The following is a 26,599-nucleotide window of genomic DNA, read 5'->3' as shown; positions in this document are numbered from 1 at the left end:
CAGCGGCGTCGGGAAGGCAGTTTCAGCGTTTGAAGGCTGTCGACTGTTGAACCTGTTGCGCGATTTCAATCGGCGCGTCGGCCTTGTTGGCCCACAGGCTCTGCGCGTAACCGGTGGTCACAACGCCCAGGCCAAACAAAATGACCAATGTCCATAGCAAATCCGGTTTGCGTTTCATCGATTGCCCCCCTCAAGGCACATCATCACGATGACAGCAGCGGTTTCCATTCGTAGGCCGTGCAGCAGCGTCAAGCTTTAAAGGCCGGCATTTTGCGACAACGTGAACCTCTGCGCAAACGCTGACGTCAACCGACCGTCGGTTTGTCATAAAATTGCCCGACAACCTGCCCAATGACCGTTTCAGGAGCAAAAAACCATGGCCTATTGGCTGATGAAGTCCGAGCCCGATGAACTCTCGATCAAAGGCCTGGAAAAGCTTGGCAAAGCGCGCTGGGACGGGGTTCGCAACTATCAGGCACGCAACTTTCTGAGGGCGATGGCGGTGGGCGACGAGTTCTTTTTCTACCACTCCAGCTGCCCGGAGCCGGGGATTGCCGGTATCGGAAAAATTATTCAGGCCGCCTACCCCGATCCCACCGCACTGGCGCCGGACAGTCATTACTTCGATCCCAAGGCCACCCCGGAGAAAAACGCCTGGAGCGCGATTGACGTTGAACACCTCGAGACGTTTGCGCGGGTGCTGAAGCTGGATTACCTGAAGCAGCAGACCGCGCTGGCCGAAATGCCGCTGGTGCAGAAAGGGTCGCGGCTGTCGGTGATGCCGGTGACGCCCGAACAATGGGCTACGGTGATGGCGCTGAAACCCTGAATTATCCTTCGCCTGACAAAATGCCTTCGCGAGCAGGCTCGCGAAGGGTCCGCCCGGACAGCAGTAGTCTTACTGAATGATCAGGTTGTTGAACAGCAGATCCTCAACCACCGGCTTGCCGGTCTCATCATTCATCACTTGCTGCGTTTGCTTCAACGCTTCCTGACGCAGCTTTTCCTTGCCTTCGATGCTGCCCATCGCCTCGGTGGTCTGCTGGGTGAACAGCGCCACCAGTTGATTGCGGATCAGCGGCTCGTTGGCCTTGACCAGTTTGGTCGCTTCTTCGCCGGTCACGCGCAACGCGACATCGGCCTTGTAGACTTTGAGCTTCGGCGTGCCGTCGAGCCCATAGTTGCCCACGAACGGCGGGCTCAGGGTGATGTAATTGACCTTCGGCGCTTCGCCTTCTTTGGCTTCTTCGGCCAGCGCTGCCACAGGCAGAGACAGGGCCAGCAACAACATGATCCACGCTTTCACAATTCGCTCCTTATCCGGTTTGCGGCCTAGCATAACGACCCGCCGCGCAAGCACAAGCTTATGGCTGACTATCAGGGCCGGGCATGCTCGTTGACCCGATGACTGACACACCTACACTTATCGGCCATCACTCCCAAAGGAATAGCCCTGATGAAAGCCGTGCTGTGCAAAGCCTTCGGCCCTGCCGAATCGCTGGTGCTGGAAGACGTCGCCAGCCCCGCCCTGAAGAAGAACGAAATCCTGCTGGACGTGCACGCCGCCGGGGTCAACTTTCCCGACACGCTGATCATCGAGGGCAAATACCAGTTCAAGCCGCCCTTCCCTTTCTCGCCGGGCGGTGAGGCAGCCGGTGTGGTTCGCGAAGTCGGGGAAAAGGTCAGTCACCTGAAAGTCGGCGACCGGGTCATGGCCCTGACCGGCTGGGGCAGTTTCGCCGAGCAGGTCGCGGTACCGGGCTATAACGTGCTGCCGATTCCGTCGTCGATGGACTTCAACATCGCTGCCGCCTTCAGCATGACTTACGGCACGTCGATGCACGCGCTCAAGCAACGCGCCAACCTGCAACCGGGCGAAACCCTGCTGGTGCTCGGTGCGTCCGGCGGTGTCGGCCTGGCTGCCGTAGAAATCGGCAAGGCCATGGGTGCCCGCGTCATCGCTGCCGCCAGCAGCGCGGAAAAACTCGCAGTGGCCAAGGCTGCCGGCGCCGATGAGCTGATCAACTACAGCGAAACCGGTCTCAAGGACGAAATCAAACGCCTCACCGACGGCCAGGGCGCCGACGTGATCTACGACCCGGTCGGTGGTGACCTGTTCGACCAGGCCATTCGCGCCATCGCCTGGAACGGTCGTCTGCTGGTGGTCGGTTTCGCCAGTGGGCGCATCCCGGAACTGCCGGTCAACCTCGCGCTGCTGAAAGGCGCGGCGGTACTCGGCGTGTTCTGGGGCTCATTTGCCCAGCGCCAGCCGCAGGACAATGCCGCCAACTTCCAGCAGTTGTTCGGCTGGTTTGCCGAGGGCAAGTTGAAGCCGCTGGTGTCGCAGGTCTATCCGCTGAGCAACGCAGCACAGGCGATCAATGACCTCGGGCAGCGCAAGGCTGTAGGCAAAGTGGTCGTGCAAGTGCGCTGAGACGCTTCAACGACCGGGCGACGCAGCCATGTCGCCCGGCATCAGTTGCTCCTGAACCTTCTCGCTACGCGATTCAACAAGCTGGCCCTTGTCATCGAAACGCAAAACAATCAGCCAGTCGTAAATACCCACCGGCCATTTCGGCTGGCCGATCAATGCCGGGCCATTGCCGCCGAATGCGGCAATGAGCTTATTGATGTGCCCGTGGTGCCAGGCAATCAGCACGGTTTTCGCTTGATTGCTCTTGCGCAGCAGACAGACCAGTTTGTCGACGTCGTTATTGGCGAATGGCTGTTCGATGGGCAACTGCAGGCGTTGCGACAACGGAATCAACGTCTGACGGGGGCGGATGCTTTGCGCGCTGTCCGCGGTGGCGATCAGGCGTTGCGGGGTCAGTGTTTCGTCGCGCAGTTTGAGCGCAACGAAATAGTCGGCGTAGGCCATGGCGCGTCGTTGGCCTTGAGCGTTGAGTTCACGGCCGACGTCCGGTTTTTCCGCATGGCGGACGATCAATACCGTGACATTACGCAGTCCTGGCGCCGCAGATCCCTGGGCAAAACTCAATGCCAGAACAGAAACGGTAACGGCGACCACCATCAACAGTCGTGGTACCAACCTGCGAATCATCGGGGCCATCCTGTATCTCTGCGCGATCAGTCGGTGGATTGATCGCGAGTCTAAGACACAACGCCTCGACCGCTACAAAAACGCCCTGTTCTTACAGCTGAGCGACAGGTTCGTAAAAGAACGCGCGACTTCCAACATTTCCGCTATTTGGTCGATGCGAACCGGTGCTATTTTCGGTAACGAAACTGTAACATTCGCATCCGCAGTCAAAACAAGAAATCTGGAGCTCTTGAATGTTTGCTTTCTTTCGTCCTGCCGCACATCAGGCTCCATTGCCTGAAGAAAAAATAGACAGCACGTACCGACGCCTGCGCTGGCAGATCTTCGCCGGTATTTTCATCGGTTATGCGGGTTACTACCTGCTGCGCAAAAACTTCTCCCTGGCCATGCCTTACCTGATCGACGAAGGCTACAGCCGCGGTGATCTGGGGCTGGCGATGTCGGCCATCGCCATCGCGTATGGCTTGTCGAAATTCCTCATGGGCCTGGTGTCCGACCGTTCCAATCCGCGCTTCTTCCTGCCGTTCGGCCTGCTGGTCTCGGCAGGGGTGATGTTCGTGTTCGGTTTCGCGCCTTGGGCAACCTCCAGCGTGACCATGATGTTCATCCTGTTGTTCATCAACGGCTGGGCCCAGGGCATGGGTTGGCCGCCAAGTGGACGGACCATGGTGCACTGGTGGTCGCAGAAGGAACGCGGTGGCGTTGTCTCTGTGTGGAACGTGGCGCATAACGTCGGCGGCGGCCTGATTGGCCCGCTGTTCTTGATCGGCATGGGCCTGTTCAACGACTGGCACGCGGCGTTCTATGTACCGGCCGCCGTAGCGTTGGGCGTGGCAGTGTTCGCGTTCATCACCATGCGCGACACGCCGCAATCGGTCGGCTTGCCGCCTATCGAGAAGTACAAGAACGATTACCCGGAAGGCTACGACTCCAGCCACGAAGACGAATTCAGCGCCAAGGAAATCTTCGTCAAATACGTGCTGCGCAACAAAATGCTCTGGTACATCGCGCTGGCTAACGTCTTCGTCTACCTGCTGCGCTACGGCGTGCTGGACTGGGCGCCGACCTACCTGAAAGAGGCCAAGGGTTTCACCGTGGATAAAACCTCGTGGGCCTATTTCTTCTACGAGTGGGCGGGTATTCCAGGCACGCTGCTGTGCGGCTGGATGTCGGACAAGATCTTCCGTGGCAATCGCGGCCTGACCGGCATGGTGTTCATGGCGCTGGTAACTGTCGCCACCCTGGTTTACTGGCTGAACCCGGCCGGCAACCCGATGGTCGACATGATCGCCCTGCTGTCGATCGGCTTCCTGATCTACGGCCCGGTGATGCTGATCGGCCTGCAGGCGCTGGAGCTGGCGCCGAAAAAAGCCGCCGGTACGGCGGCGGGCTTCACCGGTCTGTTCGGTTATCTGGGTGGTTCGGTCGCGGCCAGTGCCGCGATGGGCTATACCGTTGACCACTTCGGCTGGGACGGTGGTTTTGTGCTGCTGGTCGGCGCCTGCCTGTTGGCGATGGCCTTCCTGGCCCCGACCTTGTGGCACAAGCAAGTCGCCAGTCAGAGCCGTGAAGCGGTCGCCTGATCGCTTTGTGACTTGCAGCGCTTGAGCCGCGCCTCCAGATTGCGGTCTGGCATGGCGTGGCTGCGCAGGGCGTGAGCGGTCTGCTCGACATAATCGCGAGTGGTGCCGTAACGCCCACTGGCGCTTTCGAACACCTGGCTCAGCACATGATCCGGCAAGTTGCCGGCATAGCTGGGCAGGTGTCGCTCCAGCACAAATCCCAAGGCCTGCACCTGGCTACCGTCGGCGAGACGGCAGTTGAGCCAGTGTGGCCGATAGGAGGGCACCGGCATCTCGCGCTTCCACAAGGCGTAGAGCGCCGCGTCGAGATTGTCTTCCGGCAAGCGATAAGCGAAGCCACTGCACGAACCGCCACGATCCAGACCAAACACCAGCCCCGGCATTTCCGGTGTGCCGCGATGCTCGTGCGACCACAGGTAGAGGCCGCGATGGTAGCCATGCACGCGTCCGCGCACCCGCTCCACCGCCGAACACTCCGGCCGCCAGATCAGCGAACCATAAGCGAACAGCCACACCGGCCCGCCCTTGTGGCGCGCCATAGTCGATTGCATGGAAGCGAGCAGTTGTTCGTGCGTCAGCTGCGGCCCAAGATCGAGCCGCGGAGGGTAATTCAGATTCAAAAAAGCGTTTTCAATGGCGCTCATGGCGAATAGCGTTCAGCTCCCCGCGGGTGAAGAATTACTTAATAGAACGCACCGCTGTAACAATAAGGCACATATGTTTTAAGGCAATTTAAGTGCCATGGCACGGTTCTTAATTGAAAGCCTGATTGATATATAACCTAGCGGTATTTATGCAATTACATAAATACCGTTCAGCTATATACGGAGTTATAACGGATTCAGCACGAGACTCAAGAGCGCGGCTCAAGAGCGCGGGGCGTAGGCGAACACGTCGGCACGCATTTGATGGGCGTCCATCCCGGCTTCGACCAGGGCGTCGAGGGTGCCGTAGACCATGGCCGGTGAGCCGCTGGCGTAGACGTGCAAGGGTTTCAGATCGGGAAAGTCTTCACAGACCGCCTCGTGCAGCATGCCGCAGCGCCCTTCCCAGCCGCATTGATCGCTGACGACTTTGTGCAGGAACAGGTTGGGCAACTTCAGCCATTCGTCCCAATGTTCGATCTCATAGAAATCTTCCGGACGACGCACGCCCCAGTACAGATGCACCGGGTGTTTGAAGCCATTGGCGCGGCAGTGTTCGATCAAGGCGTGAATCTGACCCATGCCTGTGCCGGCGGCAATCAGCACCAACGGCCCGTCAGGCAGCTCGGCCAGATGCGTGTCGCCGAACGGCAGCTCGACACGCACCATTGCGTTGCGTTGCAGCTGCTCGATCAGGCTCAGTGCACTGGCTTCGCGCGCCAACACGTGGATTTCCAGATCACGCCCGCCATGGGGGGCAGAGGCCATGGAGAACGCCGATTTCTCGCCGTTCTCGCGCTCGATCATCAGATACTGCCCGGCGTGATAGCGCGGCGGCTTGCCCGCTGGCGCACGCAGACGCACGCGCCAGGTATCGCCGCCGACGTCCCGGCATTCAATGACCTGACACGACAGGCTGCGCACCGGCAGTTCTCCCAGCGCAAGCACGCCATCCCACAGCAGGATGCAGTCTTCCAGCGGCTCGGCTATGCAAGTGTAGAACTCGCCGTGGTCGTGCACCTTGCCGTCCTGCGCGACGCTGCCCTCAACCAGCAGCGCCGCACACACGTGACAGTTGCCGTTGCGGCAGCTTTGCGGGCAATCGTAGCCAAGGCGCCGCGCACCATCGAGAATCCGCTCACCGGGCTGTATCTCAAGCACTGCTCCGGAGGGCTGCAGGGTTACACGCATCAATCTATTCCTAACTGATTCCAGATGGCATCGATCCGTTGGGTGACGGCGTCGTCCTTGACGATCACGCGGCCCCACTCGCGGGTGGTTTCGCCCGGCCACTTGTGGGTGGCATCGAGGCCCATTTTCGAACCCAGGCCGGAAATCGGCGAGGCGAAGTCGAGGTAGTCGATCGGCGTGTTATCGATCATCACCGTGTCGCGCTTGGGGTCCATGCGCGTGGTGATGGCCCAGATCACGTCGTTCCAGTCGCGGGCGTTGATATCGTCGTCGGTGACGATAACGAACTTGGTGTACATGAACTGTCGCAAAAACGACCAGACACCGAGCATCACGCGCTTGGCATGCCCTGGATACGACTTCTTCATCGTCACCACGGCCATGCGGTACGAGCAACCTTCCGGCGGCAGGTAGAAGTCGGTGATTTCCGGGAACTGCTTCTGCAGGATCGGCACGAACACTTCGTTCAGCGCCACGCCGAGGATCGCCGGCTCATCCGGCGGACGGCCCGTGTAGGTGCTGTGGTAGATCGGTTTGATCCGGTGGGTGATGCGCTCGACGGTGAACACCGGGAAGCTGTCGACTTCGTTGTAGTAGCCGGTGTGGTCGCCATAAGGACCTTCGTCGGCCATTTCACCCGGATGAATCACGCCTTCAAGGATGATTTCGGCGGTGGCCGGCACTTGCAGGTCGTTGCCACGGCACTTCACCAGTTCGGTGCGGTTGCCACGCAGGAGACCGGCGAAAGCGTATTCGGAGAGGCTGTCCGGCACCGGCGTCACGGCGCCGAGGATGGTCGCCGGATCGGCGCCGAGGGCCACGGACACCGGGAACGGCTGGCCCGGATGCTTCTCGCACCACTCACGGAAATCGAGGGCGCCACCCCGGTGGCTCAGCCAGCGCATGATCACCTTGTTGCGGCCAATCACTTGCTGACGGTAGATACCGAGGTTCTGACGCTCCTTGTTCGGGCCTTTGGTGACGGTCAGGCCCCAGGTAATCAGCGGGCCGACGTCGCCAGGCCAGCAAGTCTGCACCGGCAGCATCGCCAGGTCGACGTCGTCGCCTTCGATGACCACTTCCTGGCACACCGCGTCTTTGACGACTTTCGGCGCCATCGAGATGATCTTGCGGAAGATCGGCAGCTTCGACCACGCGTCTTTCAAGCCCTTCGGCGGCTCGGGCTCCTTAAGGAACGCCAGCAGCTTGCCGATTTCGCGCAGCTCGCTGACCGACTCGGCGCCCATGCCCATCGCTACCCGCTCAGGGGTGCCGAACAGGTTGCCGAGCACCGGAATGTCATGGCCGGTCGGCTTCTCGAACAGCAGCGCTGGGCCCTTGGCCCGCAGCGTGCGGTCGCACACCTCGGTCATTTCCAGCACCGGCGAGACGGGAATCTGGATGCGTTTCAACTCTCCGCGCTGCTCAAGCTGCTGCACGAAATCCCGAAGATCCTTGAATTTCATTGACGATGGCACCCTCAAAATAGGCGTACATCCTACCTGCTCTGCAGCCCTGTGGCAGCCTGTCGCTGCTCACTTGGCTGCATTCGTCTGCTCTTTGTCGAGGCTGACCTTGCCTTGCAGGCCGATGAACAGCGGCTCAAGGATCGGCGCCACGAAGCGCGCGCCGACTTCCGAGAGGTGATTGTCGTCGGTGTACAGCGAGTAGCCGTCCAGTTCGGCGCGGCACAGACCGCTGTCATCGCACAACCGTGGCGCCGGATCGACGACGCGCACCGCCGGGTCTTTCGCCAGTTGCGCGAACAACTGGCTGATGAACGCCTGCCGCTTGTGATGCTCGGTCACGGCCAGCCCGACGTCGTCGACCGGACGATCAAGCATCGCCAGCCGCGTGAGGCGATACGGCGGACTGAACATCTGCAACGGCGCCTCTTTCACCAGCCAGACCCGATGCCCGCTGGCGCGCAACTGCGCCACCCGTGCGCGCAAGCCATCAGCCAGGCGTTGCTCGGCGGCGGCGCGCTCGTAGCGACCGTCGGACATTCTCAGTACATGCCCGAGATCGCCTTTGACATCGCCATACAGATACAGGCTCCAGCGCGCGACCAGCACCACATCGCTGACCGACTGACTGCTCAAACCTTGCTCGACCCGGCGATTGAACCGCGCGCACACGGCGTCATGCTCCAGCCCTTCGACGGGAATGCAGCCGGGAGAGCTGGCAAGCATCACACTGACACCGTGCGCCTTGGCGCCATCATCGAATACCGGAATCAATGCGGTCGCGTGGCTGTCACCCCAGACCATCGCCTGGGTCGGCCGGTTGTCCACGCCGTAATGGCAGAACAGCTTGCTGTCCGGGGTCTTGTCATCTGCCAGGCAGGCCATCAATTCCGGACGCCACTCACGGCCCTTGGCGTACTGCAACGCCTGATCCGACAGGCGCCACGGCAAACCGTCGGTCCAGCGCAGGGTCTGCCCGGCCAGTGCGAGCACCAGCACACCGCAGGCACCCGCCAGCAAAATCTGCCGGCGCCCGGCCAGCAAGCGACGCTCGCGGAACGGCGTTTCGACGAACTTCCACGACAGATAACCCAAGACCAGCGTCAACAGGATCAGCCCGGCGCTGTCGAGCGCACTCGGCTCTTCAACACTGGCGTAGCTGGAAAACACGAATACCGGCCAGTGCCACAGGTACCAGGAATAGGAAATCAGGCCGAAACCGACCATGGCCCGGCTGCTTAGAAACTGCCCCACCAGCGTCTGGCGATGACCGTTGGCCAGAATCAGCAGCACGACGCCGACCACCGGCAGCAACGCCGCAGCACCTGGGAATGGCGTGGACTTTTCATAGCCGAACACGGCCAGCAGGATCAGACCCATGCCGAGCAGGCTCAGCGCCTGCGCAGCCATCGGCTTCAAGCGCCAAGCCTGTTTCGGCGCCACGGCCAGCATCGCTCCGGCCAACAACTCCCAGGCGCGCATCGGCAGGAGGAAAAAGGCCTTTTCCGGATGGTTACTCACCGCCCATACGCTCAGCCCGAACGACACCAGCAGCACACCGAACAGGGCCAACCGCCAGTGCTTGAGGCGGCTCGACAGCAACGTCAGCAGCAGCGGGAAGACGATGTAGAACTGCTCTTCAACCGCCAGCGACCAGGTGTGCAACATCGGTTTGAGGTCAGACGCAACGTCGAAATAGCCGTCCTGACGCATGAACAGGATGTTCGAGACGAATAGCACCTGATAGCGCACCGAGCGCCCCAGCTCCTCGTAATCCTTGGGAGCAAGCAGGAACCAGCCCACCGCCAGCACCGCAATGATCATCGCGAACAGCGCCGGCAAAATCCGCCGCGCACGCCGTGCCCAGAATTCGACAAAGCTGAAACGTCCGGCCTGACGCTGGTTCCAGATGATCGAGGTGATGAGGTAGCCGGAGATCACGAAGAACACGTCTACGCCGACAAAACCGCCGGTAAAGCCCGGGACGCCAAAATGGAACAGGACCACGGCAATGACCGCGACTGCCCGCAAGCCGTCGATATCCCTTCGATACGCGAGTGTGCTCATAAATCTTGAATGCCAATCATAGGTTGTTTTTTGTACAGCCGCGCCGCCCTCGACGAGGCAATCACGCACACTGCTTGTCGTTTTGCCCAGTCACAGACCTTACCAGATCAGCAACGTCCCATCGCCCGTACAAAATGCGGGCAAAAAAATGGCGCCCCATGGGGACGCCATTTTTATCGGTTTAATCCGCGATGCTTACTTGCGCTTCATCGACAGGAAGAACTCGTCGTTGGTCTTGGTCGTTTTCAGCTTGTCGACCAGGAACTCGATGGCTGCGACTTCGTCCATCGGGTGCAGCAGCTTGCGCAGAATCCACATGCGCTGCAGTTCGTCGTCGGCAGTCAGCAACTCTTCGCGGCGGGTGCCGGAGCGGTTGATGTTGATCGCCGGGAACACGCGCTTCTCGGCGATCTTGCGATCCAGAGGCAGCTCCATGTTGCCGGTACCCTTGAACTCTTCGTAGATCACTTCGTCCATCTTCGAGCCGGTTTCAACCAGCGCGGTGGCGATAATGGTCAGCGAGCCGCCTTCTTCGATGTTCCGCGCCGCACCGAAGAAACGCTTTGGCTTCTCGAGAGCGTGAGCATCGACACCACCGGTCAGTACCTTGCCGGAGCTCGGGATCACGGTGTTGTAAGCACGGGCCAGACGGGTGATGGAGTCGAGCAGGATCACCACGTCTTTCTTGTGTTCGACCAGGCGCTTGGCCTTCTCGATCACCATTTCGGCAACCTGAACGTGGCGGGTCGGCGGCTCGTCGAAGGTCGAGGCAACCACTTCGCCACGCACGGTGCGCTGCATTTCGGTCACTTCTTCCGGACGCTCGTCGATCAGCAGAACGATCAGGTGAACTTCAGGGTTGTTACGGGCGATGTTCGCTGCGATGTTCTGCAGCATGATCGTTTTACCGGCTTTGGGCGGTGCAACGATCAGACCACGCTGGCCTTTGCCGATCGGCGCGCACAGGTCGATCACTCGACCGGTCAGGTCTTCGGTGGAACCGTTACCGGCTTCCATCTTCATGCGCACGGTCGGGAACAGCGGGGTCAGGTTCTCGAAGAGAATCTTGTTTTTCGCGTTCTCGGGACGATCGAAGTTGATCGTGTCGACCTTGAGCAGGGCGAAATACCGCTCGCCCTCCTTTGGAGGGCGGATCTTGCCAACGATAGTGTCACCGGTGCGCAAGTTGAAGCGGCGGATCTGGCTTGGCGAGACGTAGATATCGTCTGGGCCGGCCAGGTAGGAAGCGTCTGCGGAGCGCAGGAAGCCGAAGCCGTCCTGGAGAATCTCCAGCACGCCATCACCGGAGATTTCCTCGCCGCTTTTCGCGTGCTTTTTCAGCAGGGAGAAAATCACGTCCTGCTTGCGCGAACGGGCCATATTTTCTATGCCCATCTGTTCGGCCAATTCGAGCAGTTCGGTAATCGGCTTTTGCTTGAGTTCAGTCAGATTCATATAGGAATGACGTAATCATTTATGGAGGGGGGGAAATTAAGCTTTTGGCTTAATGAGGCCGCGCCGCGGAGAAGGCGACAGGATCGCGTACTTATTCGAAAAGGAGTGCGTCGGCGACGGCTAGCAGGGGGCAGTGGAGAAACCAGTGCGGGGCCGAATGTACCACCTGAGTTTCGGAGCGTCTAGCCCTGAATACGCAAAAAGCCCCGCTATTTGCGGGGCTTTTCTCAGGCAGGTTGCAGCGACGCTTAGATGTTGGCGTCGATGAAAGCAGCCAGTTGCGATTTCGACAGCGCGCCGACTTTGGTCGCTGCAACTTCGCCGTCCTTGAACAGCATCAGGGTCGGGATACCACGCACGCCGAGCTTGGCCGGAGTTTCCTGGTTCTCGTCGATGTTCAGCTTGGCAACGGTCAGCTTGCCTTCGTAGGTCGATGCGATTTCGTCCAGAACCGGAGCGATCATTTTGCACGGACCACACCATTCAGCCCAGTAGTCGACCAGGATCGGACCGGTGGCCTTGAGTACGTCAGCTTCGAAGCTAGCGTCGCTAACGTGTTTGATAAGATCGCTGCTCATGGAATTCTCCAGGTTGTAAGCAAAAAAACGTGGCCCATCATAGCCGCCCTTCCCCTGTTCAGGAAGCTGCAGTTGATTGAGTGTTGCTATGGTGATCGATGAGTTTGGGTATAGCTCAACTCACGCCGTGGCGGGGGCAATGAAGGCGATTCCGGTGCGCAGCGCCGCGTTGCGCACGTGTTCCTGCATGGCTTTTTGTGCAGCACCGGAGGCTCGGCGGGCAAGGGCACGGAGGATTTTGCGGTGCTCCTCCCAGGTTTCCATGGCGCGCTCGACGCAGATAAACGGTAGTTTCTGGCTCTCAAGGAAGATTTCGGCGCTGGCGGTAAGGATGCTCAGCATCGCCTGATTGCCGCTGCCCAGCAGGATGCGTCGGTGGAATTCAAAGTCGAGTTTCGCAGCGGCGTCGAAGTCGCCAGCCTTCAGTTGCTCGCGCATCGCCGCGACATTGGCTTCCAGCGCTTCCAGATCAAAGGTGCTGAGCATGACCGCCGCCAATCCCGCCGCAAACCCCTCCAGCGCATAGCGCAACTGGAAGATATCCAGTGGCGACGCCTGCGCTGCAAAAGGCCAGCCCAACGTACTCGCGCCGGGCGACAACTCCACCGGTGCCTGCACAAACACGCCTTTACCCGGCTGAATACTGACCACACCCAGCGCACTGAGCGACGACAACGCCTCGCGCAGTGACGCCCTGCTGACGCCCAGTTGCAGCGCCAGATCCCGTTGTGACGGCAGCGCATCGCCCGCGCCGAAGCCCTGCTCGGTGATCAGTTTGCGGATCGCTTGCAGCGCCACTTCGGGTACCGCACGGGAAATCGAGTTCATGGTTTTTCAGACGCACCAGGCCAATGTGCGGCTAGTTGTAAAGCTATTCGTCGAGTCCGGCAAGTCGTGCCCCAGCAGGGTTCGGTGCGGCATGCCGGTGCGCTATCGCAGTGCGAAACCCCACCTGACTGTTCAGACCAGTAAGACCGAACAAACCCGCTGAAACCAAGGCCTGCCGAGACGAACGTCACGTCTTGGCACGGCCCATGCTCTGTCCGATCACAGAAATCACTTCCCGCCGATCCGGAGATTGTCCATGACCAAGCGTTACAGCGCCCTCCTCGCCGCTCTGTTTTCCAGTCTGTTGCTCAGCCAGGCCCCGGCCCACGCCGACGGTCTCGATGACGTGGTCAAACGCGGCACGCTGAAAGTCGCCGTGCCACAAGACTTTCCTCCATTCGGTTCGGTAGGCCCGGACATGAAGCCTCGCGGTCTGGACATCGACACGGCGAAACTGCTGGCCGACCAGCTCAAGGTCAAACTCGAACTGACCCCGGTCAACAGCACCAACCGCATTCCGTTCCTGACCACCGGCAAGGTCGACCTGGTGATTTCCAGCCTCGGCAAAAACGCCGAACGGGAAAAAGTCATCGACTTCTCCCGCGCCTATGCGCCCTTCTACCTCGCCGTGTTTGGCCCGCCAGACGCGGCGATCACCAGCCTCGACGACCTCAAGGGCAAGACCATCAGCGTCACCCGTGGCGCCATCGAAGACATCGAGCTGACCAAAGTCGCCCCGCAAGGCGCGACCATCAAGCGCTTCGAAGACAACAACTCGACCATCGCCGCTTACCTCGCCGGGCAAGTCGACCTGATCGCCAGCGGCAACGTGGTGATGGTCGCGATCAGCGAAAAGAACCCGAAACGCGTGCCGGCGCTGAAAGTGAAGCTCAAGGATTCGCCGGTCTACGTCGGTGTGAACAAGAACGAAGCAGCACTGCTGGCCAAGGTCAACGACATCCTGACCAGCGCCAAGGCTGACGGCGCACTGGAAAAGAATTCGCAGACGTGGCTGAAAGAGCCGCTGCCGGCCGATCTCTGATCGACTGCGCGGGAGACCTTCATGGCTTATCAGTTCGATTTCATGCCGGTGGTGGAAAACACCGACCTGCTGCTACGCGGGGCTCTGTTCACCCTTGAGCTGACGGCCATTGGCGCGCTGCTCGGAGTTGGCGTGGGCATTATCGGGGCGCTGGTGCGGGCGTGGGAGATTCGTCCGTTCTCGACGATTTTCGGTGTCTACGTCGAGTTGATCCGCAACACGCCGTTCCTGGTGCAGCTGTTCTTCATCTTCTTCGGCCTGCCGTCCCTCGGCCTGCAGATTTCCGAGTGGCAGGCGGCAGTGCTGGCGATGGTGATCAACCTCGGTGCGTATTCGACGGAGATCATCCGCGCCGGCATTCAGGCGATCCCGCGCGGGCAACTGGAAGCCGCAGCGGCACTGGCGATGACGCGCTTCGAGGCATTCCGCCACGTGGTTCTGCTGCCGGCGCTGGGCAAGGTCTGGCCGGCCCTGAGCAGTCAGATCATCATCGTCATGCTTGGCTCGGCGGTGTGTTCGCAGATCGCGACTGAAGAGTTGAGCTTCGCTGCCAACTTCATTCAGTCGCGAAACTTCCGCGCCTTTGAAACCTACGCGCTGACCACGCTGATCTACCTGTGCATGGCGCTGCTGATCCGCCAGTTGCTCAACTGGATCGGCCGGCGCTACATCAGCAGGAGCCGTGCATGAGCGACTTCACCTTCTGGGACATCCTGCGCAACCTGCTCGTCGGGCTGCAGTGGACGCTGGCATTGTCGCTGGTCGCATTTATCGGCGGCGGCCTCGTCGGGCTGCTGATCCTGATCATGCGCATCTCGAAAAACCCTGTGCCGAGCAGCATCGCCCGTACCTGGATCGAGCTGTTCCAGGGCACGCCGCTGTTGATGCAGCTGTTTCTGGTGTTCTTCGGCGTTGCACTGGCCGGGATCGAAATCTCGCCGTGGATGGCTGCAGCGATTGCCCTGACCTTGTTCACCAGTGCCTATCTGGCGGAGATCTGGCGCGGCTGCGTCGAGTCGATCCCCAACGGCCAGTGGGAAGCCTCGGCGAGTCTGGCGCTCAACCCTCTGGAGCAACTGCGCTACGTGATCCTGCCGCAAGCGCTGCGCATCGCTGTGGCACCGACCGTGGGCTTCTCGGTGCAAGTGGTCAAGGGCACCGCCGTGACTTCGATCATCGGCTTCACCGAACTGACCAAGACCGGCGGCATGCTCGCCAACGCCACGTTTGAACCGTTCATGGTCTACGGCCTCGTCGCCCTCGGCTACTTCCTGCTGTGTTACCCCTTGTCCCTCAGTGCGCGCTACCTGGAAAGGAGACTGCATGCCTCTGCTTAGAATTTCCGCCCTGCATAAATACTACGGCGATCACCACGTGCTCAAAGGCATCGACCTCAGCGTCGAGGAAGGCCAGGTGGTGGCGATCATTGGCCGCAGCGGCTCGGGCAAATCCACCCTGCTGCGCACGCTGAATGGTCTGGAGTCGATCAACGACGGCGTGATCGAAGTCGACGGCGAATACCTCGACGCCGCCCGCGCTGACCTGCGCAGCTTGCGGCAGAAGGTCGGCATGGTCTTTCAGCAGTTCAACCTGTTCCCGCACCTGACCGTTGGCGAAAACGTGATGCTCGCGCCGCAAGTGGTGCAGAAGGTGTCGAAAGCCAAGGCGACGGAACTGGCGCGCGAGATGCTCGAACGCGTGGGCCTCGGGGAAAAATTCGATGCTTTCCCGGATCGTTTGTCCGGCGGCCAGCAGCAACGCGTGGCGATTGCCCGGGCATTGGCGATGTCGCCGAAGGTTTTGCTGTGCGACGAGATCACCTCGGCGCTCGACCCGGAACTGGTCAATGAAGTGCTGAGCGTGGTGCGGCAGTTGGCCAAGGAAGGCATGACGCTGATCATGGTCACCCACGAAATGCGCTTTGCCCGGGAGGTCGGGGACAAACTGGTGTTCATGCACCATGGCAAGGTGCATGAGGTGGGTGACCCGAAGGTGTTGTTTGCCAATCCGCAGACGGCGGAGCTGGCGAACTTTATCGGCACGGTGGAAGCGACAGCCTGAAAGCCCTGCGGTATCCCTGCCGACGCCTTCGCGAGCAAGCCCGCTCCCACAGGGGATATGCGTTCCAATGTGGTAGCGGGCTTGCTCACGAATGGCGGGGCAACGGTCACAAGACTTTATGCGCTGAATCAAGGGTTTGAGCCGTGCGCGTTGGCGCCAGCGTTTGATCGTGGCACGATGTCGAGGTTATCGACCGAGACCCCCTGACCATGCCGCAATCCCAAGCCAAGAATCTGTCCCTGATCGCCGCAATCGACCTGGGCTCCAACAGCTTTCACATGGTCGTGGCCAAGGCCCAGAACGGCGAAATCCGCATTCTCGAGCGCCTCGGGGAGAAGGTCCAACTGGCGGCCGGCATCGACGATGAGCGTCAGCTCAACGAAGAATCGATGCAGCGCGGCCTCGACTGTCTCAAGCGTTTTGCCCAACTGATCAACGGTATGCCCCTGGGCGCTGTGCGGATCGTTGGCACCAACGCCCTGCGTGAAGCCCGCAACCGCCTCGAATTCATTCACCGCGCCGAAGAAATCCTCGGTCACCCGGTGGAAGTGATCTCCGGTCGTGAAGAAGCGCGCCTGATCTACCTCGGCGTCTCGCACACCCTCGCCGACACCCCGGGCAAACGTCTGGTCGCCGACATCGGCGGCGGCAGCACCGAATTCATCATTGGCCAGCGCTTCGAGCCACTGCTGCGCGAGAGCCTGCAAATGGGCTGCGTCAGCTTCACTCAGCGCTACTTCAAGGACGGCAAGATCACCCCGGCCCGCTACGCTCAGGCGTACACGGCGGCGCGGCTGGAGATCATGAGCATCGAGCACGCACTGCACCGTCTGACCTGGGATGAAGCCATCGGCTCCTCGGGCACCATTCGCGCCATCGGCCTGGCATTGAAGGCTGGCGGTCACGGCACCGGCGAAGTGAATGCCGAAGGTCTGGCGTGGCTCAAGCGTCGGCTGTTCAAACTCGGCGATGTCGACAAGATCGATTTCGAAGGTATCAAGCCTGATCGCCGGACCATTTTCCCGGCAGGGCTGGCCATTCTCGAAGCGATTTTCGACGCCCTCGAACTGCAACGCATGGACCACTGCGACGGCGCGCTGCGTGAAGGCGTGCTCTACGACCTGCTCGGCCGCCATCATCATGAAGACGTGCGCGAGCGCACCCTGACCTCGCTGATGGAGCGTTATCACGTCGACCTCGAACAAGCAGCGCGGGTTGAGCGCAAAGCCTTGCACGCATTCGATCAGGTCGCTGAGGACTGGGAGCTGGATGACGGCATCTGGCGCGAACTCCTCGGCTGGGCGGCAAAAGTGCACGAAGTCGGCCTCGACATCGCTCACTATCACTACCACAAGCACGGCGCCTACCTGATCGAGCACTCGGACCTCGCCGGCTTCTCCCGCGAAGATCAACAGATGCTCGCCCTGCTGGTGCGCGGCCATCGCCGCAACATCCCCAAGGACAAATTCGCCGACTTCGGCGACGATGGCGACAAGCTGATTCGCCTGTGCGTGCTGCTGCGCTTTGCGATCCTCTTCCACCACATTCGTGGCACCCAGGCGATGCCGCAAGTGGTGCTGCATGCGAAGGGCAACACCCTCGATGTGGAGTTTCCGGAGAACTGGCTGGATGAGAATCAGCTGACTCAGGCGGATTTCGGGTTAGAGGCCGAGTGGCTGACGCGGGTGGGGATTGTGCTCACTGTTCACTGAGTCGGGACAGCAGGCATAAAAAAGGCGATCCGCAGGGATCGCCTTTTTATTGGGTTCGGCTTGAGAACAGAGGTGAACCTTCCCCTCATCGGAACGCCGCCCGCCCAGCTCTCTCCCGAGGGAGAGGGGCTTTTGCTTTTGATTTAGCTGCTCACCGGCAAAATCGGGCTACCCAACCGTTCCAGCAACGTTGCCTGCGCACTCCTCGGGTTCTGATTACCCGTCGGCGTATTGCGGATGTACCGACCATCCGACTGCAAACTCCAGCTGTGGGTATTGTCAGTCAAATACAGCTCCAGCTCTTTCTTCACCCGGGTCAGCAGCTTTTTACCTTCCACCGGGAAGCACGTCTCGACGCGCTTGTCGAGGTTGCGCTCCATCCAGTCAGCGCTGGAGAGGAACATCTGCTCATCGCCGCCATTGAGGAAATAGAACACCCGCGTGTGCTCCAGGAAGCGGCCGATGATCGAGCGCACATGGATGTTGTGCGAAACACCCGCGATGCCTGGACGCAGACAGCACATGCCGCGCACCACCAGATCGATGCGCACGCCGGACTGGCTGGCCTTGTACAGCGCGCGGATGATCTTCGGATCGGTCAGCGAGTTGAACTTGGCGATGATGTGCGCCGGTTTGCCTTCGACAGCGAACTGGGTTTCCCGGGCAATCATGTCGAGCATGCCCTTCTTCAGAGTAAACGGCGCATGCAGCAGTTTCTTCATGCGCAGGGTTTTACCCATGCCGATCAACTGACTGAACAGTTTGCCGACGTCTTCGCACAAGGCATCGTCGGAGGTCAGCAGGCTGTAGTCGGTATAGAGACGGGCGTTACCGGCGTGGTAGTTACCGGTGCCGAGGTGCGCGTAACGCACGATTTCGCCCGCCTCGCGACGCAGGATCAGCATCATCTTGGCGTGGGTCTTGAAGCCGACCACGCCGTAGATCACTACCGCACCGGCCGCTTGCAGACGGCTGGCCAGTTGCAGGTTGGATTCTTCGTCGAAACGCGCGCGCAACTCGATAACCGCCGTCACTTCCTTGCCGTTACGCGCGGCATCCACCAGCGCATCGACGATCTCGGAATTGGCGCCGGAACGGTACAGCGTCTGGCGTACCGCGAGCACGTGCGGGTCTTTTGCGGCTTGGCGCAGCAGGTCGACCACCGGGGTGAACGACTCGAACGGGTGCAGCAAGAGGATGTCCTGCTTGCTGACCACGCTGAAGATGTTTTCGCTGTTCTGCAGCAGTTTCGGGATCTGCGGGGTGAACGGCGTGTATTGCAGCTCCGGATGACTGTCCAGACCGGTGATGCTGAACAGCCGCGTCAGGTTGACCGGGCCGTTGACCTGATACAGCTCGCTCTCGCTCAGGTTGAACTGCTTGAGCAGGTAGTCCGACAGGTGTTTCGGGCAGGTGTCGGCGACTTCCAGACGCACTGCATCGCCGTAACGGCGCGAGAACAGCTCGCCACGCAGGGCGCGGGCCAGGTCTTCGACGTCTTCGGAATCGAGCGCCAGGTCGGCGTTTCGGGTCAGGCGGAACTGGTAGCAGCCCTTGACCTTCATGCCTTGGAACAGGTCATCGGCGTGCGCATGGATCATCGACGACAGGAACACATAGTTGTCGCCCGGGCCGCCGACTTCTTCCGGCACCTTGATGATCCGTGGCAACAGACGCGGTGCCGGGATGATCGCCAGACCGGAATCGCGACCGAAGGCGTCGATGCCTTCCAGCTCGACGATGAAGTTCAGGCTCTTGTTCACCAGCAACGGGAACGGGTGCGTCGGATCGAGGCCGATCGGGGTAATGATCGGGGCGATCTCGTCGCGGAAATAGCGGCGCACCCAGGTTTTGAGCTTGACCGTCCAGTTGCGGCGACGGATGAAGCGCACCTGATGCTTTTCCAGCTCCGGCAGCAGGATGTCGTTGAGGATCGCGTACTGGCGGTCAACGTGACCGTGCACCAGCTCGCTGATGCGGGCCAATGCCTGATGCGGTTGCAAACCATCGGCACCGGCCTGTTCACGGGCGAAGGTGATCTGTTTCTTCAGGCCGGCCACACGAATTTCGAAGAATTCGTCGAGGTTGCTGGAGAAGATCAGCAGAAACTTCAGTCGCTCCAGCAACGGATAGGACTCGTCCAGCGCCTGTTCCAGCACGCGGATGTTGAACTGCAATTGCGAAAGCTCGCGATGGATGTACAGGCTGCTGTCATCCAGACCGGGAATGGCAATCGCCGGCACCGCCACAGCGGTTTCGGCCGCCGGCGCGGGTGGCGCTGGCTCCAGTTCCGGCGGGGTTTCAGCGATTTGCTCGACCACCGGTTGAGCTTCTTTTACGGCAACTTCAGTGAGTCCTTCGGTATTCATCGAATGTTCCTGGGAGGGCTATTTCTGCTCTCGTAACAATTGAGCGGCACGAACGGCAAAGTAAGTCAGGATGCCATCTGCACCGGCACGTTTAAAGGCGGTCAGTGATTCAAGAATCACCGCTTCGCTCAACCAGCCATTCTGGATCGCTGCCATGTGCATGGCGTATTCGCCACTGACCTGATAGACGAAGGTCGGCACTTTGAAGGCATCTTTTACCCGGAAAAGAATATCCAGATACGGCATGCCGGGTTTGACCATGACCATGTCCGCGCCTTCAGACAAGTCCGCACCGACTTCGTGCAGCGCTTCGTCGCTGTTGGCCGGGTCCATCTGATAGGAGGCCTTGTTGGCCTTGCCCAGATTTGACGCCGAACCGACGGCATCGCGGAACGGGCCGTAATAGGCGCTGGCGTACTTGGCCGAATAGGCCATGATCCGCACGTTGACGTGGCCGGCAATCTCCAGCGCTTCACGGATCGCCTGAATGCGCCCATCCATCATGTCCGACGGCGCAACCACCTGCGCGCCAGCCTCGGCGTGGGACAAGGCCTGGCGGACCAGGGCGTCGACGGTGATGTCGTTCTGTACGTAACCTTCTTCGTCGAGGATGCCGTCCTGGCCATGGGTGGTGAACGGATCGAGCGCCACGTCAGTAATCACGCCCAGTTCCGGGAAGCGCTCACGCAGGGCGCGAGTGGCGCGCTGGGCAATACCTTCGGGATTCCAGGCTTGGGCGGCGTCGAGGGATTTCAATTCGGGCGGAGTGACCGGGAACAGCGCCAGCGCCGGAATCCCCAGTTCGACCCATTTCGCCGCTTCTTCAAGCAGCAGGTCGATGGTCAAGCGCTCGACACCCGGCATCGAGGCCACGGCTTCGCGGCGGTTTTCACCGTCGAGCACGAATACCGGCAGGATCAGGTCATCGACCGTCAGCACATTTTCCCGTACCAGCCGACGCGAAAAATCATCACGGCGATTGCGGCGCAGGCGCGTTGCAGGGAACAGACGGTTGGCAGGGGTAAAGCTCACGGCAGACTCCTGAGCCCGCGCAAACGGGCGAGCGTGACAGTTATAGACGGCCATTATGACGAACAGATGACAGTTGTGTGAGGTCCGCGACATGTAGCCGCATTCCATTCTCAGTGTAGGAATTGTTCACGTCGAGACACATTTGGACACTTTCATGAATGTGTCCGAAGGGTTAGGCTGCGCGTTCATTTCGCCAGCACCCAGACAATGCTCCAACAATTTCTGCATGACTTTGGCTACTTTGCCTTGTTTCTCGGCACGTTCTTCGAAGGCGAAACCATTCTGGTGCTCGCGGGCTTCCTCGCGTTCCGTGGATACATGGACATCAATATTGTGGTGGTCGTGGCGTTCTTCGGCAGCTATGCCGGCGATCAGCTGTGGTACTTCCTGGGCCGCAAGCACGGGCGCAAATTACTCGCGCGCAAACCGCGCTGGCAGCTGATGGGCGACCGCGCGCTGGAGCACATTCGCAAGCATCCGGACATCTGGGTGCTGAGCTTCCGTTTCGTTTACGGCTTGCGCACGGTGATGCCGGTGGCGATAGGTCTGTCCGGCTACCCGCCGGGACGCTATCTGCTGCTGAACGGCATTGGCGCGGCGATCTGGGCCACCGCCCTTGCTGCCGCGGCTTACCACTTCGGTGCAGTGCTCGAAGGCATGCTCGGCAGCATCAAGAAGTACGAGCTGTGGGTGCTCGGCGCATTGCTGGTACTGGGTGTCGGCCTGTGGCTGCGCCGGCGCTTCAAGAATGCCCGTCTGGCGAAGAAGATCTACGAGGACGAACAAGCCGCGAAGGCTGAGCAGATCCATCTTGCCGAGCAGGCCAGGTCCGCCGATCCCAAGACGCCAGCCGAATAAGCCGCTGCCGGCAAACGTACAGCCCGATGCCGCTGATCAGGCTGTACCCGAGCAGACCCGCCCAGATCAGCGGGTTGGCCGGCCATAGCCCGACCAGCGGCGCGAGCACTGCCAACGGCAGGTTCAAGCCCAGCCGCAACACCTCGACCTTCAACGCCCACGGGCGATTCTCCAGGGCCACGCCCAACGCAAACACGCCGAACGCCACCGTCCCCCAACCGAGCAATAGCGCGGCCATCGGCAAACTGCGCTCCAGATTCATCAGATAACTGCCCAGCGCGATATAAACGCAAAATTGCAGCGCTACATACCCCTGCTGGCGACGCCCGAGCGGCACCTCGAACTTCCGGAAGCGGGCCAGATCCGGTTTGTTCATCGGGTACTTTGCCGCGACGTCCGCCGGCCGCCACCCGGTGCGCATGAACCAGATCCGCAACTTGTCCCATGGGCGCTCGGCGCGACGTGCGTCATCCCACAACTGTGCATAGAACTGTAGATTGGCCCACAGCGGATTCCAGCTTGCCAGCGGCGTGGTCACGCCAAAAATCACCGGCTCGTTATCGTCTTCTTCCTGATATGTGCCGAAGAGCCGATCCCAAAGAATGAACACCCCGCCGTAGTTGCGATCCATGTAGAGAGCGTTCTGCGCATGGTGGGCCCGATGATTGGACGGCGTGACGAAAAACCATTCGAACCAGCCGAGCTTGGGAATGTGTTTGGTGTGTACCCAGAATTGATAGAGCAGGTTGAGCGCCGCGACGCTGACGAACACCAGCAGCGGCACGCCGAGCACGGCCATCGGCAGATAGAACATCCAGCCGAGCAGAAACCCGGTGCTGGTCTGGCGCAGCGCAGTGGAGAGGTTGTATTCCTCGCTCTGGTGATGCACCGAGTGCGCCGCCCAGAGGATGTTGCGCTCATGGCCCAGGCGGTGCAGCCAGTAGTAGCAGAAGTCGTAGAGGACGAAGGCGAACAACCAGGTCCAGACGCTTTGCGCCGGCAGACTGATCAACGCCAGATGTTCGAGGGCAAAGGCATAGGTCACCAGGCCGACGCCTTTGGTCAACAGGCCGGTGGTGGTCGACAGCACACCGGTGCTGATGCTGTTCACCGCATCGGCCAAGCGATAGTTGCTGACCCCGCGCCAGCGGTCGGCAATCAGTTCCACGGCAATCAACACCAGGAAAAACGGCACCGCATACAGAATCAAATCCATGACGCGCCCCGCTCGCAAACGTATGCAATAGATCCTAGGCGCAGCCAGCCATTAACCCTATGGCAACGCGCGACAATTTAGTGGACATTTAGCGCCATGAATCTGGAGAGAAAACCATGAGCAAAAAAGTTGCAGTGATCCTGTCCGGCAGTGGCGTGTACGACGGCGCCGAGATCCACGAGAGCGTGATCACCCTGCTACGCCTCGACCAGCGCGGCGCCCAGGTGCAGTGCTTCGCCCCGAACATCGCGCAATTGCATGTGATCAACCACCTGACCGGCGAAGAAATGCCCGAGTCGCGCAACGTGCTGGTGGAATCGGCGCGCATTGCCCGGGGCAACATCAAGGACATCCGCGACGCCGACGTCGACGACTTCGACGCGCTGATCGTGCCCGGCGGATTTGGGGCAGCGAAGAACCTGTCGAACTTCGCCATCGAAGGCGCCGGCTGCAGCGTGCAACCAGAAGTGCTGGCGCTGGCCGAGGCATTTGCCGAAGCGGGCAAGCCTGTCGGTCTGATGTGCATTTCGCCGGCATTGGCGGCAAAGATCTACGGCCCGGGCGTGACCTGCACCATCGGTAACGACGCCGACACCGCCACGGCGATGAACAAGATGGGCGCCACCCACGAAGATTGCGCGGTGACTGACATCATCGAAGACAAGGCACGCAAACTGGTAACCACCCCGGCTTACATGCTGGCGCAAAACATCAGTGAAGCGGCTTCCGGGATCAACAAACTCGTGGATCGCGTGCTCGAACTGACCCACGAAAACGACGCCTGATTTCAGACTGCACACAAACCCCCAGGCTCGCTCCCACAGGTTTTGTGTAAGGCTCAAGAATGGCGGGTCAGGCGCGTGAGGAGGCGATCCAGCGCATTGGCAAACGCCTGTTTTTCGCGCTCACCAAACGGTGCGGGACCACCGCTCATCTGGCCTTGCTCGCGCAAGTCAGTGAACAGGTTGCGCACCGCCAGCCGCTCCCCCATGTTCTGCGCATCGAACTCCTTGCCGCGCGGATCGAGCGCAGCCACGCCCTTCTTCACCAGACGGTCCGCCAGCGGGATATCGCTGCAGATCACCAGTTCGCCGGGCACGGCGTGCTCGACCAGATAATCATCCGCCGCATCCGGGCCGCTCGGCACCACGATCAGTTTGACGATGGCCAGCCCCGGCTTGATCTGCGGCTGCCCGGCCACCAGCACCACTTCGAACTGGCGCTTGAGGGCGAACTTCACCACCAGATCCTTCGCCGCCCGTGGGCAGGCGTCGGCATCGATCCAGACACGCATGTTGTTTTCCTCAATTCAAAAAGCATCGCGGGCAAGCCCGCTCCCACAAGGTTAACGCTAAACCTGTGGGAGCTTGGCTTGCCCGCGAATGTGAGCGCAGCGAATGCCGTTAAGCGGCGACCCGCTTCCTCTCAGCCATCCAGCTACGTCCATACAACACAACAATCGCCAGAATCGCCACGGCCTGCGCCGTCAACGAAAACGCATCGGCATGAATCCCCAGCCAGTCGAACTCAAAGAATGCCACCGGCCGTGTGCCGAAGATCCCGGCTTCCTGCAACGCCTTCACGCCATGCCCGGCGAACACCACCGACAACGCGCACAGCAGCGCCGCGTTGATGCTGAAGAACAGCGTCAGCGGCAGTTTCGCCGAACCGCGCAGGATCACCCACGCCAGACCGACCAGCAACACCAGTGCCGTCGCACCACCGGCGAGGACTGCGTTATGCCCGGCCGGGCCGGCCTGCAGCCACAGGGTTTCGTAGAACAGGATCACTTCGAACAACTCGCGGTACACCGAGAAGAACGCGAGGATCGCAAAACCGAAACGCCCGCCGCCGCCGACCAGACTGCTCTTGATGTAATCCTGCCAGGCTGCCGCATGACGGCGGTCGTGCATCCACACGCCGAGCCACAGCACCATGACGCTGGCGAACAGTGCGGTCGCGCCTTCAAGCAATTCACGTTGCGAGCCGCTGACATCGATGACATACGCGGCCAACGCCCAGGTGCCGAGGCCAGCCAACAGCGCCAGCCCCCAACCGACGTTGACACTGCGCACCGCCGATTGCTGGCCGGTGTTACGCAGGAAAGCAAGGATCGCCGCCAGCACCAGAATCGCTTCCAGACCTTCGCGCAGCAGAATCAACAGACCGGAGATATAGCTCAGTGACCAGCTCAAGCCGTCGCTGCCCAACAACCCGGCAGATTCCTTGAGCTTGGCCTTGGCGGCGTCCAGGCGCTGCTCGGCCTGCTCGACCGGCAAACCGTCCTGCAACGATTGCCGATACGCCATCAGCGATTTCTCAGTGTCCTTGCGCACGTTGGCATCGACGTTATCCAGCGAACTCTCGACCAGTTCGAAGCCTTCCAGATACGCCGCCACCGACAGGTCATAGGCCTGATCGTGTTCACCAGCGCGGTAGGCGGCGAGGCTCTTGTCCAGCGTCGCAGCGGTATAGTCGAGCAACTGCGCCGGGCCGCGCTTGACCTGTGGCGGCTGCGCACGTTGCGCGCGGAAAGTTGCGGCGGCTTGCGCGCCTTCGGCGGCGAGTACTTCTGCCGGGGTCTGGCGCGCCAGATCGGCGATGTTGTAGCGCTTGTCGGATTGAGCCGCCGCATCGGCGCTGAAACCGGCGATGTAGGTGGCCAGGTCCCAACGCTGACGATCATCGAGCTGGTCGGCAAACGCCGGCATGTCGGTGCCTTCGACGCCTTGGCCGAGGGTGTTGTAGATCGCATACAAACTCAGGTGATCCAGCCGCGCGGCATCGCGCAGGTTGGCTGGCGGCGGCGTCATGCCGAGACCCGCCGGACCGTCACCGGCACCGGTCTCGCCGTGGCACACCGAGCAGTTCTGCGCGTAGAGCGGTGCGCCGCGAACCGGATCGGGGGTGATGATCGGCGCTTGGCTGACTTCATAGGCCACCGCCAATTGCGCGCCCAGTTGCCGCGCCTGACGGGCCACTTCGGCTCCATCCTGCTTCGCCGCAATCGCCACGCGCATGGCCTCGACACCCTGCTCCAGTGCGGCCTTTTCGGGCTTGGCCGGCATGCCGGCAATCAAGCCTTGCAGCGCCCGGGTGAACTCCAGTTGCTCGCGGTATTCGGCGTCATCGACGACTGTTCCCGCCTCGACCGTCGGCGGGTAGTCCGCGCTGATGTAATCGAGCAGGTGCAGCGCTTGCGGCGCGCCTTCCACAGTATCGGCCAGCAGATTGAAGCTGCTCAGGGCAAACAACGGGAACACCAGCCAAGCCAGAAAACGGGACGAGGCAGTCATGAATGAGTCTCAAATGGAAATGCGAAGTTACATATTGTTCACTCCGGCGATGAATCCCTCAAGTGTTGTTGCTATTCAGCGTAAAGAAGCATCCATGTTTCGCTCGCGTTCGAGCAGGCGCCGGCGCGCATGGCGTACCA

The 26,599-nt window shown here is 60.7% G+C and carries 25 protein-coding genes; 10 read left to right on the top strand and 15 right to left on the bottom strand.

The genetic code is table 11. From position 1 onward, the window contains the following. Positions 1-22: 22 nt before the first annotated feature. Entirely contained in the window at positions 23-178 is a 156-nt protein-coding gene (locus AACY19_RS12030; RefSeq protein WP_090287349.1) for a hypothetical protein, read from the bottom strand. A gap of 198 nt (positions 179-376) precedes the next feature. Here AACY19_RS12030 and AACY19_RS12025 point away from each other — a divergent pair, with 198 nt between their 5' ends. Further along, positions 377-829: an EVE domain-containing protein gene (locus AACY19_RS12025; protein ID WP_339450444.1), complete on the top strand. Its 453-nt coding sequence runs from the start codon at positions 377-379 to the stop codon at positions 827-829. A gap of 69 nt (positions 830-898) precedes the next feature. On the opposite strand, the gene AACY19_RS12020 is transcribed toward AACY19_RS12025, so the two are convergent. Then, entirely contained in the window at positions 899-1,306 is a 408-nt protein-coding gene (locus AACY19_RS12020) for a flagellar basal body-associated protein FliL (protein WP_027610485.1), read from the bottom strand. 150 nt (positions 1,307-1,456) lie between these two features. Here AACY19_RS12020 and AACY19_RS12015 point away from each other — a divergent pair, with 150 nt between their 5' ends. After that, positions 1,457-2,434 carry an NADPH:quinone oxidoreductase family protein gene (locus tag AACY19_RS12015; protein ID WP_339450443.1) on the top strand — a complete coding sequence of 326 codons (978 nt, stop codon included), beginning with the start codon at positions 1,457-1,459 and terminating at the stop codon, positions 2,432-2,434. A 6-nt stretch (positions 2,435-2,440) separates the two neighbouring features. Here the strand turns inward: AACY19_RS12015 and AACY19_RS12010 are convergent, their stop codons facing one another. After that, positions 2,441-3,070, bottom strand: coding sequence for a flagellar basal body-associated protein FliL (locus tag AACY19_RS12010; protein WP_339450442.1), 630 nt, complete (start codon positions 3,068-3,070; stop codon positions 2,441-2,443). Positions 3,071-3,294: 224 nt separating this feature from the next. Here AACY19_RS12010 and glpT point away from each other — a divergent pair, with 224 nt between their 5' ends. Continuing rightward, positions 3,295-4,644, top strand: coding sequence for a glycerol-3-phosphate transporter (gene glpT / locus AACY19_RS12005; protein WP_339450441.1), 1,350 nt, complete (start codon positions 3,295-3,297; stop codon positions 4,642-4,644). Here the strand turns inward: glpT and AACY19_RS12000 are convergent. From AACY19_RS12000 to AACY19_RS11970, 7 genes are all read right to left on the bottom strand, one after another. Continuing rightward, complete coding sequence (locus tag AACY19_RS12000; RefSeq protein ID WP_339450440.1) at positions 4,620-5,288, bottom strand: gamma-glutamylcyclotransferase; 669 nt, start codon at positions 5,286-5,288, stop codon at positions 4,620-4,622. The genes glpT and AACY19_RS12000 overlap by 25 nt on opposite strands. A 222-nt stretch (positions 5,289-5,510) precedes the next feature. Further along, entirely contained in the window at positions 5,511-6,479 is a 969-nt protein-coding gene (locus AACY19_RS11995; RefSeq protein ID WP_339450439.1) for a CDP-6-deoxy-delta-3,4-glucoseen reductase, read from the bottom strand. Further along, entirely contained in the window at positions 6,479-7,945 is a 1,467-nt protein-coding gene (gene ubiD, locus AACY19_RS11990) for a 4-hydroxy-3-polyprenylbenzoate decarboxylase (RefSeq protein WP_339450438.1), read from the bottom strand. The genes AACY19_RS11995 and ubiD overlap by 1 nt, the downstream gene beginning before the upstream one ends. A 69-nt stretch (positions 7,946-8,014) precedes the next feature. Then, positions 8,015-10,012: an acyltransferase family protein gene (locus AACY19_RS11985; RefSeq protein ID WP_339450437.1), complete on the bottom strand. Its 1,998-nt coding sequence runs from the start codon at positions 10,010-10,012 to the stop codon at positions 8,015-8,017. Positions 10,013-10,207: 195 nt separating this feature from the next. After that, entirely contained in the window at positions 10,208-11,467 is a 1,260-nt protein-coding gene (gene rho / locus AACY19_RS11980; protein WP_003229334.1) for a transcription termination factor Rho, read from the bottom strand. Positions 11,468-11,715: 248 nt separating this feature from the next. Beyond that, positions 11,716-12,045 (bottom strand): thioredoxin TrxA, encoded by a 330-nt coding sequence (gene trxA, locus AACY19_RS11975; protein ID WP_339450436.1) that lies wholly within the window; start codon positions 12,043-12,045, stop codon positions 11,716-11,718. 120 nt (positions 12,046-12,165) lie between these two features. Further along, complete coding sequence (locus AACY19_RS11970) at positions 12,166-12,873, bottom strand: FadR/GntR family transcriptional regulator (protein ID WP_339450435.1); 708 nt, start codon at positions 12,871-12,873, stop codon at positions 12,166-12,168. A gap of 256 nt (positions 12,874-13,129) precedes the next feature. Here AACY19_RS11970 and AACY19_RS11965 point away from each other — a divergent pair, with 256 nt between their 5' ends. The 5 genes from AACY19_RS11965 to ppx all read left to right on the top strand — a co-directional run bounded on the left by AACY19_RS11965 (position 13,130) and on the right by ppx (position 17,688). Beyond that, complete coding sequence (locus AACY19_RS11965; protein ID WP_339450434.1) at positions 13,130-13,915, top strand: transporter substrate-binding domain-containing protein; 786 nt, start codon at positions 13,130-13,132, stop codon at positions 13,913-13,915. A gap of 21 nt (positions 13,916-13,936) precedes the next feature. Then, complete coding sequence (locus AACY19_RS11960; protein WP_339450433.1) at positions 13,937-14,605, top strand: amino acid ABC transporter permease; 669 nt, start codon at positions 13,937-13,939, stop codon at positions 14,603-14,605. Next, positions 14,602-15,252 (top strand): amino acid ABC transporter permease, encoded by a 651-nt coding sequence (locus AACY19_RS11955; protein WP_339450432.1) that lies wholly within the window; start codon positions 14,602-14,604, stop codon positions 15,250-15,252. Before AACY19_RS11960 ends, AACY19_RS11955 begins: the two co-directional genes overlap by 4 nt. Then, the gene (locus AACY19_RS11950) at positions 15,239-15,976 is read left to right on the top strand and encodes an amino acid ABC transporter ATP-binding protein (protein WP_339450431.1); all 738 of its coding nucleotides are present in this window, start codon (positions 15,239-15,241) and stop codon (positions 15,974-15,976) included. Before AACY19_RS11955 ends, AACY19_RS11950 begins: the two co-directional genes overlap by 14 nt. 209 nt (positions 15,977-16,185) lie before the next feature. Then, a complete protein-coding gene (gene ppx / locus AACY19_RS11945; protein WP_339450430.1) occupies positions 16,186-17,688 on the top strand; it encodes an exopolyphosphatase in 1,503 nt (500 codons plus the stop codon). A 143-nt stretch (positions 17,689-17,831) separates the two neighbouring features. On the opposite strand, the gene ppk1 is transcribed toward ppx, so the two are convergent. Continuing rightward, entirely contained in the window at positions 17,832-20,057 is a 2,226-nt protein-coding gene (ppk1, locus tag AACY19_RS11940) for a polyphosphate kinase 1 (protein WP_339450429.1), read from the bottom strand. A gap of 18 nt (positions 20,058-20,075) precedes the next feature. Continuing rightward, positions 20,076-21,089, bottom strand: a complete 1,014-nt coding sequence (gene hemB / locus AACY19_RS11935; RefSeq protein WP_339450428.1) for a porphobilinogen synthase — start codon at positions 21,087-21,089, stop codon at positions 20,076-20,078. A gap of 207 nt (positions 21,090-21,296) precedes the next feature. On the opposite strand from hemB, the gene AACY19_RS11930 reads away from it, so the two are divergent. Next, the gene (locus AACY19_RS11930) at positions 21,297-21,947 is read left to right on the top strand and encodes a DedA family protein (RefSeq protein ID WP_339450427.1); all 651 of its coding nucleotides are present in this window, start codon (positions 21,297-21,299) and stop codon (positions 21,945-21,947) included. On the opposite strand, the gene AACY19_RS11925 is transcribed toward AACY19_RS11930, so the two are convergent. Then, on the bottom strand, positions 21,832-23,163 hold the full coding sequence (locus tag AACY19_RS11925; protein ID WP_339450426.1) for a sterol desaturase family protein: 1,332 nt from the start codon (positions 23,161-23,163) through the stop codon (positions 21,832-21,834). The genes AACY19_RS11930 and AACY19_RS11925 overlap by 116 nt on opposite strands. A gap of 116 nt (positions 23,164-23,279) precedes the next feature. On the opposite strand from AACY19_RS11925, the gene elbB reads away from it, so the two are divergent. Beyond that, the gene (gene elbB / locus AACY19_RS11920; protein WP_339450425.1) at positions 23,280-23,948 is read left to right on the top strand and encodes an isoprenoid biosynthesis glyoxalase ElbB; all 669 of its coding nucleotides are present in this window, start codon (positions 23,280-23,282) and stop codon (positions 23,946-23,948) included. A gap of 53 nt (positions 23,949-24,001) precedes the next feature. Here the strand turns inward: elbB and AACY19_RS11915 are convergent, their stop codons facing one another. Together AACY19_RS11915 and AACY19_RS11910 are read right to left on the bottom strand one after the other, a co-directional pair. Continuing rightward, a complete protein-coding gene (locus tag AACY19_RS11915; protein WP_339450424.1) occupies positions 24,002-24,457 on the bottom strand; it encodes a YaiI/YqxD family protein in 456 nt (151 codons plus the stop codon). 109 nt (positions 24,458-24,566) lie between these two features. Then, a complete protein-coding gene (locus tag AACY19_RS11910) occupies positions 24,567-26,459 on the bottom strand; it encodes an FTR1 family protein (protein ID WP_339450423.1) in 1,893 nt (630 codons plus the stop codon). Between the last annotated feature and the right edge of the window lie 140 nt (positions 26,460-26,599).

It is taken from the genome of Pseudomonas sp. EA_5y_Pfl2_R50 (assembly GCF_963970475.1).
Lineage (GTDB): Bacteria > Pseudomonadota > Gammaproteobacteria > Pseudomonadales > Pseudomonadaceae > Aquipseudomonas.
Note: the sequence above shows the minus strand (reverse complement) of the source record. Positions and strands in the feature narration are given on the sequence as shown.

What these genes read in the sequence shown, in the direction of transcription:
- AACY19_RS12030 (WP_090287349.1), bottom strand. Translation starts at nt 178, where the DNA reads ATGAAACGCAAACCGGATTTGCTATGGACATTGGTCATTTTGTTTGGC.
- AACY19_RS12025 (WP_339450444.1), top strand. Translation starts at nt 377, where the DNA reads ATGGCCTATTGGCTGATGAAGTCCGAGCCCGATGAACTCTCGATCAAA.
- AACY19_RS12015 (WP_339450443.1), top strand. Translation starts at nt 1,457, where the DNA reads ATGAAAGCCGTGCTGTGCAAAGCCTTCGGCCCTGCCGAATCGCTGGTG.
- AACY19_RS12010 (WP_339450442.1), bottom strand. Translation starts at nt 3,070, where the DNA reads ATGGCCCCGATGATTCGCAGGTTGGTACCACGACTGTTGATGGTGGTC.
- glpT (WP_339450441.1), top strand. Translation starts at nt 3,295, where the DNA reads ATGTTTGCTTTCTTTCGTCCTGCCGCACATCAGGCTCCATTGCCTGAA.
- AACY19_RS12000 (WP_339450440.1), bottom strand. Translation starts at nt 5,288, where the DNA reads ATGAGCGCCATTGAAAACGCTTTTTTGAATCTGAATTACCCTCCGCGG.
- AACY19_RS11995 (WP_339450439.1), bottom strand. Translation starts at nt 6,479, where the DNA reads ATGCGTGTAACCCTGCAGCCCTCCGGAGCAGTGCTTGAGATACAGCCC.
- ubiD (WP_339450438.1), bottom strand. Translation starts at nt 7,945, where the DNA reads ATGAAATTCAAGGATCTTCGGGATTTCGTGCAGCAGCTTGAGCAGCGC.
- AACY19_RS11985 (WP_339450437.1), bottom strand. Translation starts at nt 10,012, where the DNA reads ATGAGCACACTCGCGTATCGAAGGGATATCGACGGCTTGCGGGCAGTC.
- rho (WP_003229334.1), bottom strand. Translation starts at nt 11,467, where the DNA reads ATGAATCTGACTGAACTCAAGCAAAAGCCGATTACCGAACTGCTCGAA.
- trxA (WP_339450436.1), bottom strand. Translation starts at nt 12,045, where the DNA reads ATGAGCAGCGATCTTATCAAACACGTTAGCGACGCTAGCTTCGAAGCT.
- AACY19_RS11970 (WP_339450435.1), bottom strand. Translation starts at nt 12,873, where the DNA reads ATGAACTCGATTTCCCGTGCGGTACCCGAAGTGGCGCTGCAAGCGATC.
- AACY19_RS11965 (WP_339450434.1), top strand. Translation starts at nt 13,130, where the DNA reads ATGACCAAGCGTTACAGCGCCCTCCTCGCCGCTCTGTTTTCCAGTCTG.
- AACY19_RS11960 (WP_339450433.1), top strand. Translation starts at nt 13,937, where the DNA reads ATGGCTTATCAGTTCGATTTCATGCCGGTGGTGGAAAACACCGACCTG.
- AACY19_RS11955 (WP_339450432.1), top strand. Translation starts at nt 14,602, where the DNA reads ATGAGCGACTTCACCTTCTGGGACATCCTGCGCAACCTGCTCGTCGGG.
- AACY19_RS11950 (WP_339450431.1), top strand. Translation starts at nt 15,239, where the DNA reads ATGCCTCTGCTTAGAATTTCCGCCCTGCATAAATACTACGGCGATCAC.
- ppx (WP_339450430.1), top strand. Translation starts at nt 16,186, where the DNA reads ATGCCGCAATCCCAAGCCAAGAATCTGTCCCTGATCGCCGCAATCGAC.
- ppk1 (WP_339450429.1), bottom strand. Translation starts at nt 20,057, where the DNA reads ATGAATACCGAAGGACTCACTGAAGTTGCCGTAAAAGAAGCTCAACCG.
- AACY19_RS11930 (WP_339450427.1), top strand. Translation starts at nt 21,297, where the DNA reads ATGCTCCAACAATTTCTGCATGACTTTGGCTACTTTGCCTTGTTTCTC.
- AACY19_RS11925 (WP_339450426.1), bottom strand. Translation starts at nt 23,163, where the DNA reads ATGGATTTGATTCTGTATGCGGTGCCGTTTTTCCTGGTGTTGATTGCC.
- elbB (WP_339450425.1), top strand. Translation starts at nt 23,280, where the DNA reads ATGAGCAAAAAAGTTGCAGTGATCCTGTCCGGCAGTGGCGTGTACGAC.
- AACY19_RS11915 (WP_339450424.1), bottom strand. Translation starts at nt 24,457, where the DNA reads ATGCGTGTCTGGATCGATGCCGACGCCTGCCCACGGGCGGCGAAGGAT.
- AACY19_RS11910 (WP_339450423.1), bottom strand. Translation starts at nt 26,459, where the DNA reads ATGACTGCCTCGTCCCGTTTTCTGGCTTGGCTGGTGTTCCCGTTGTTT.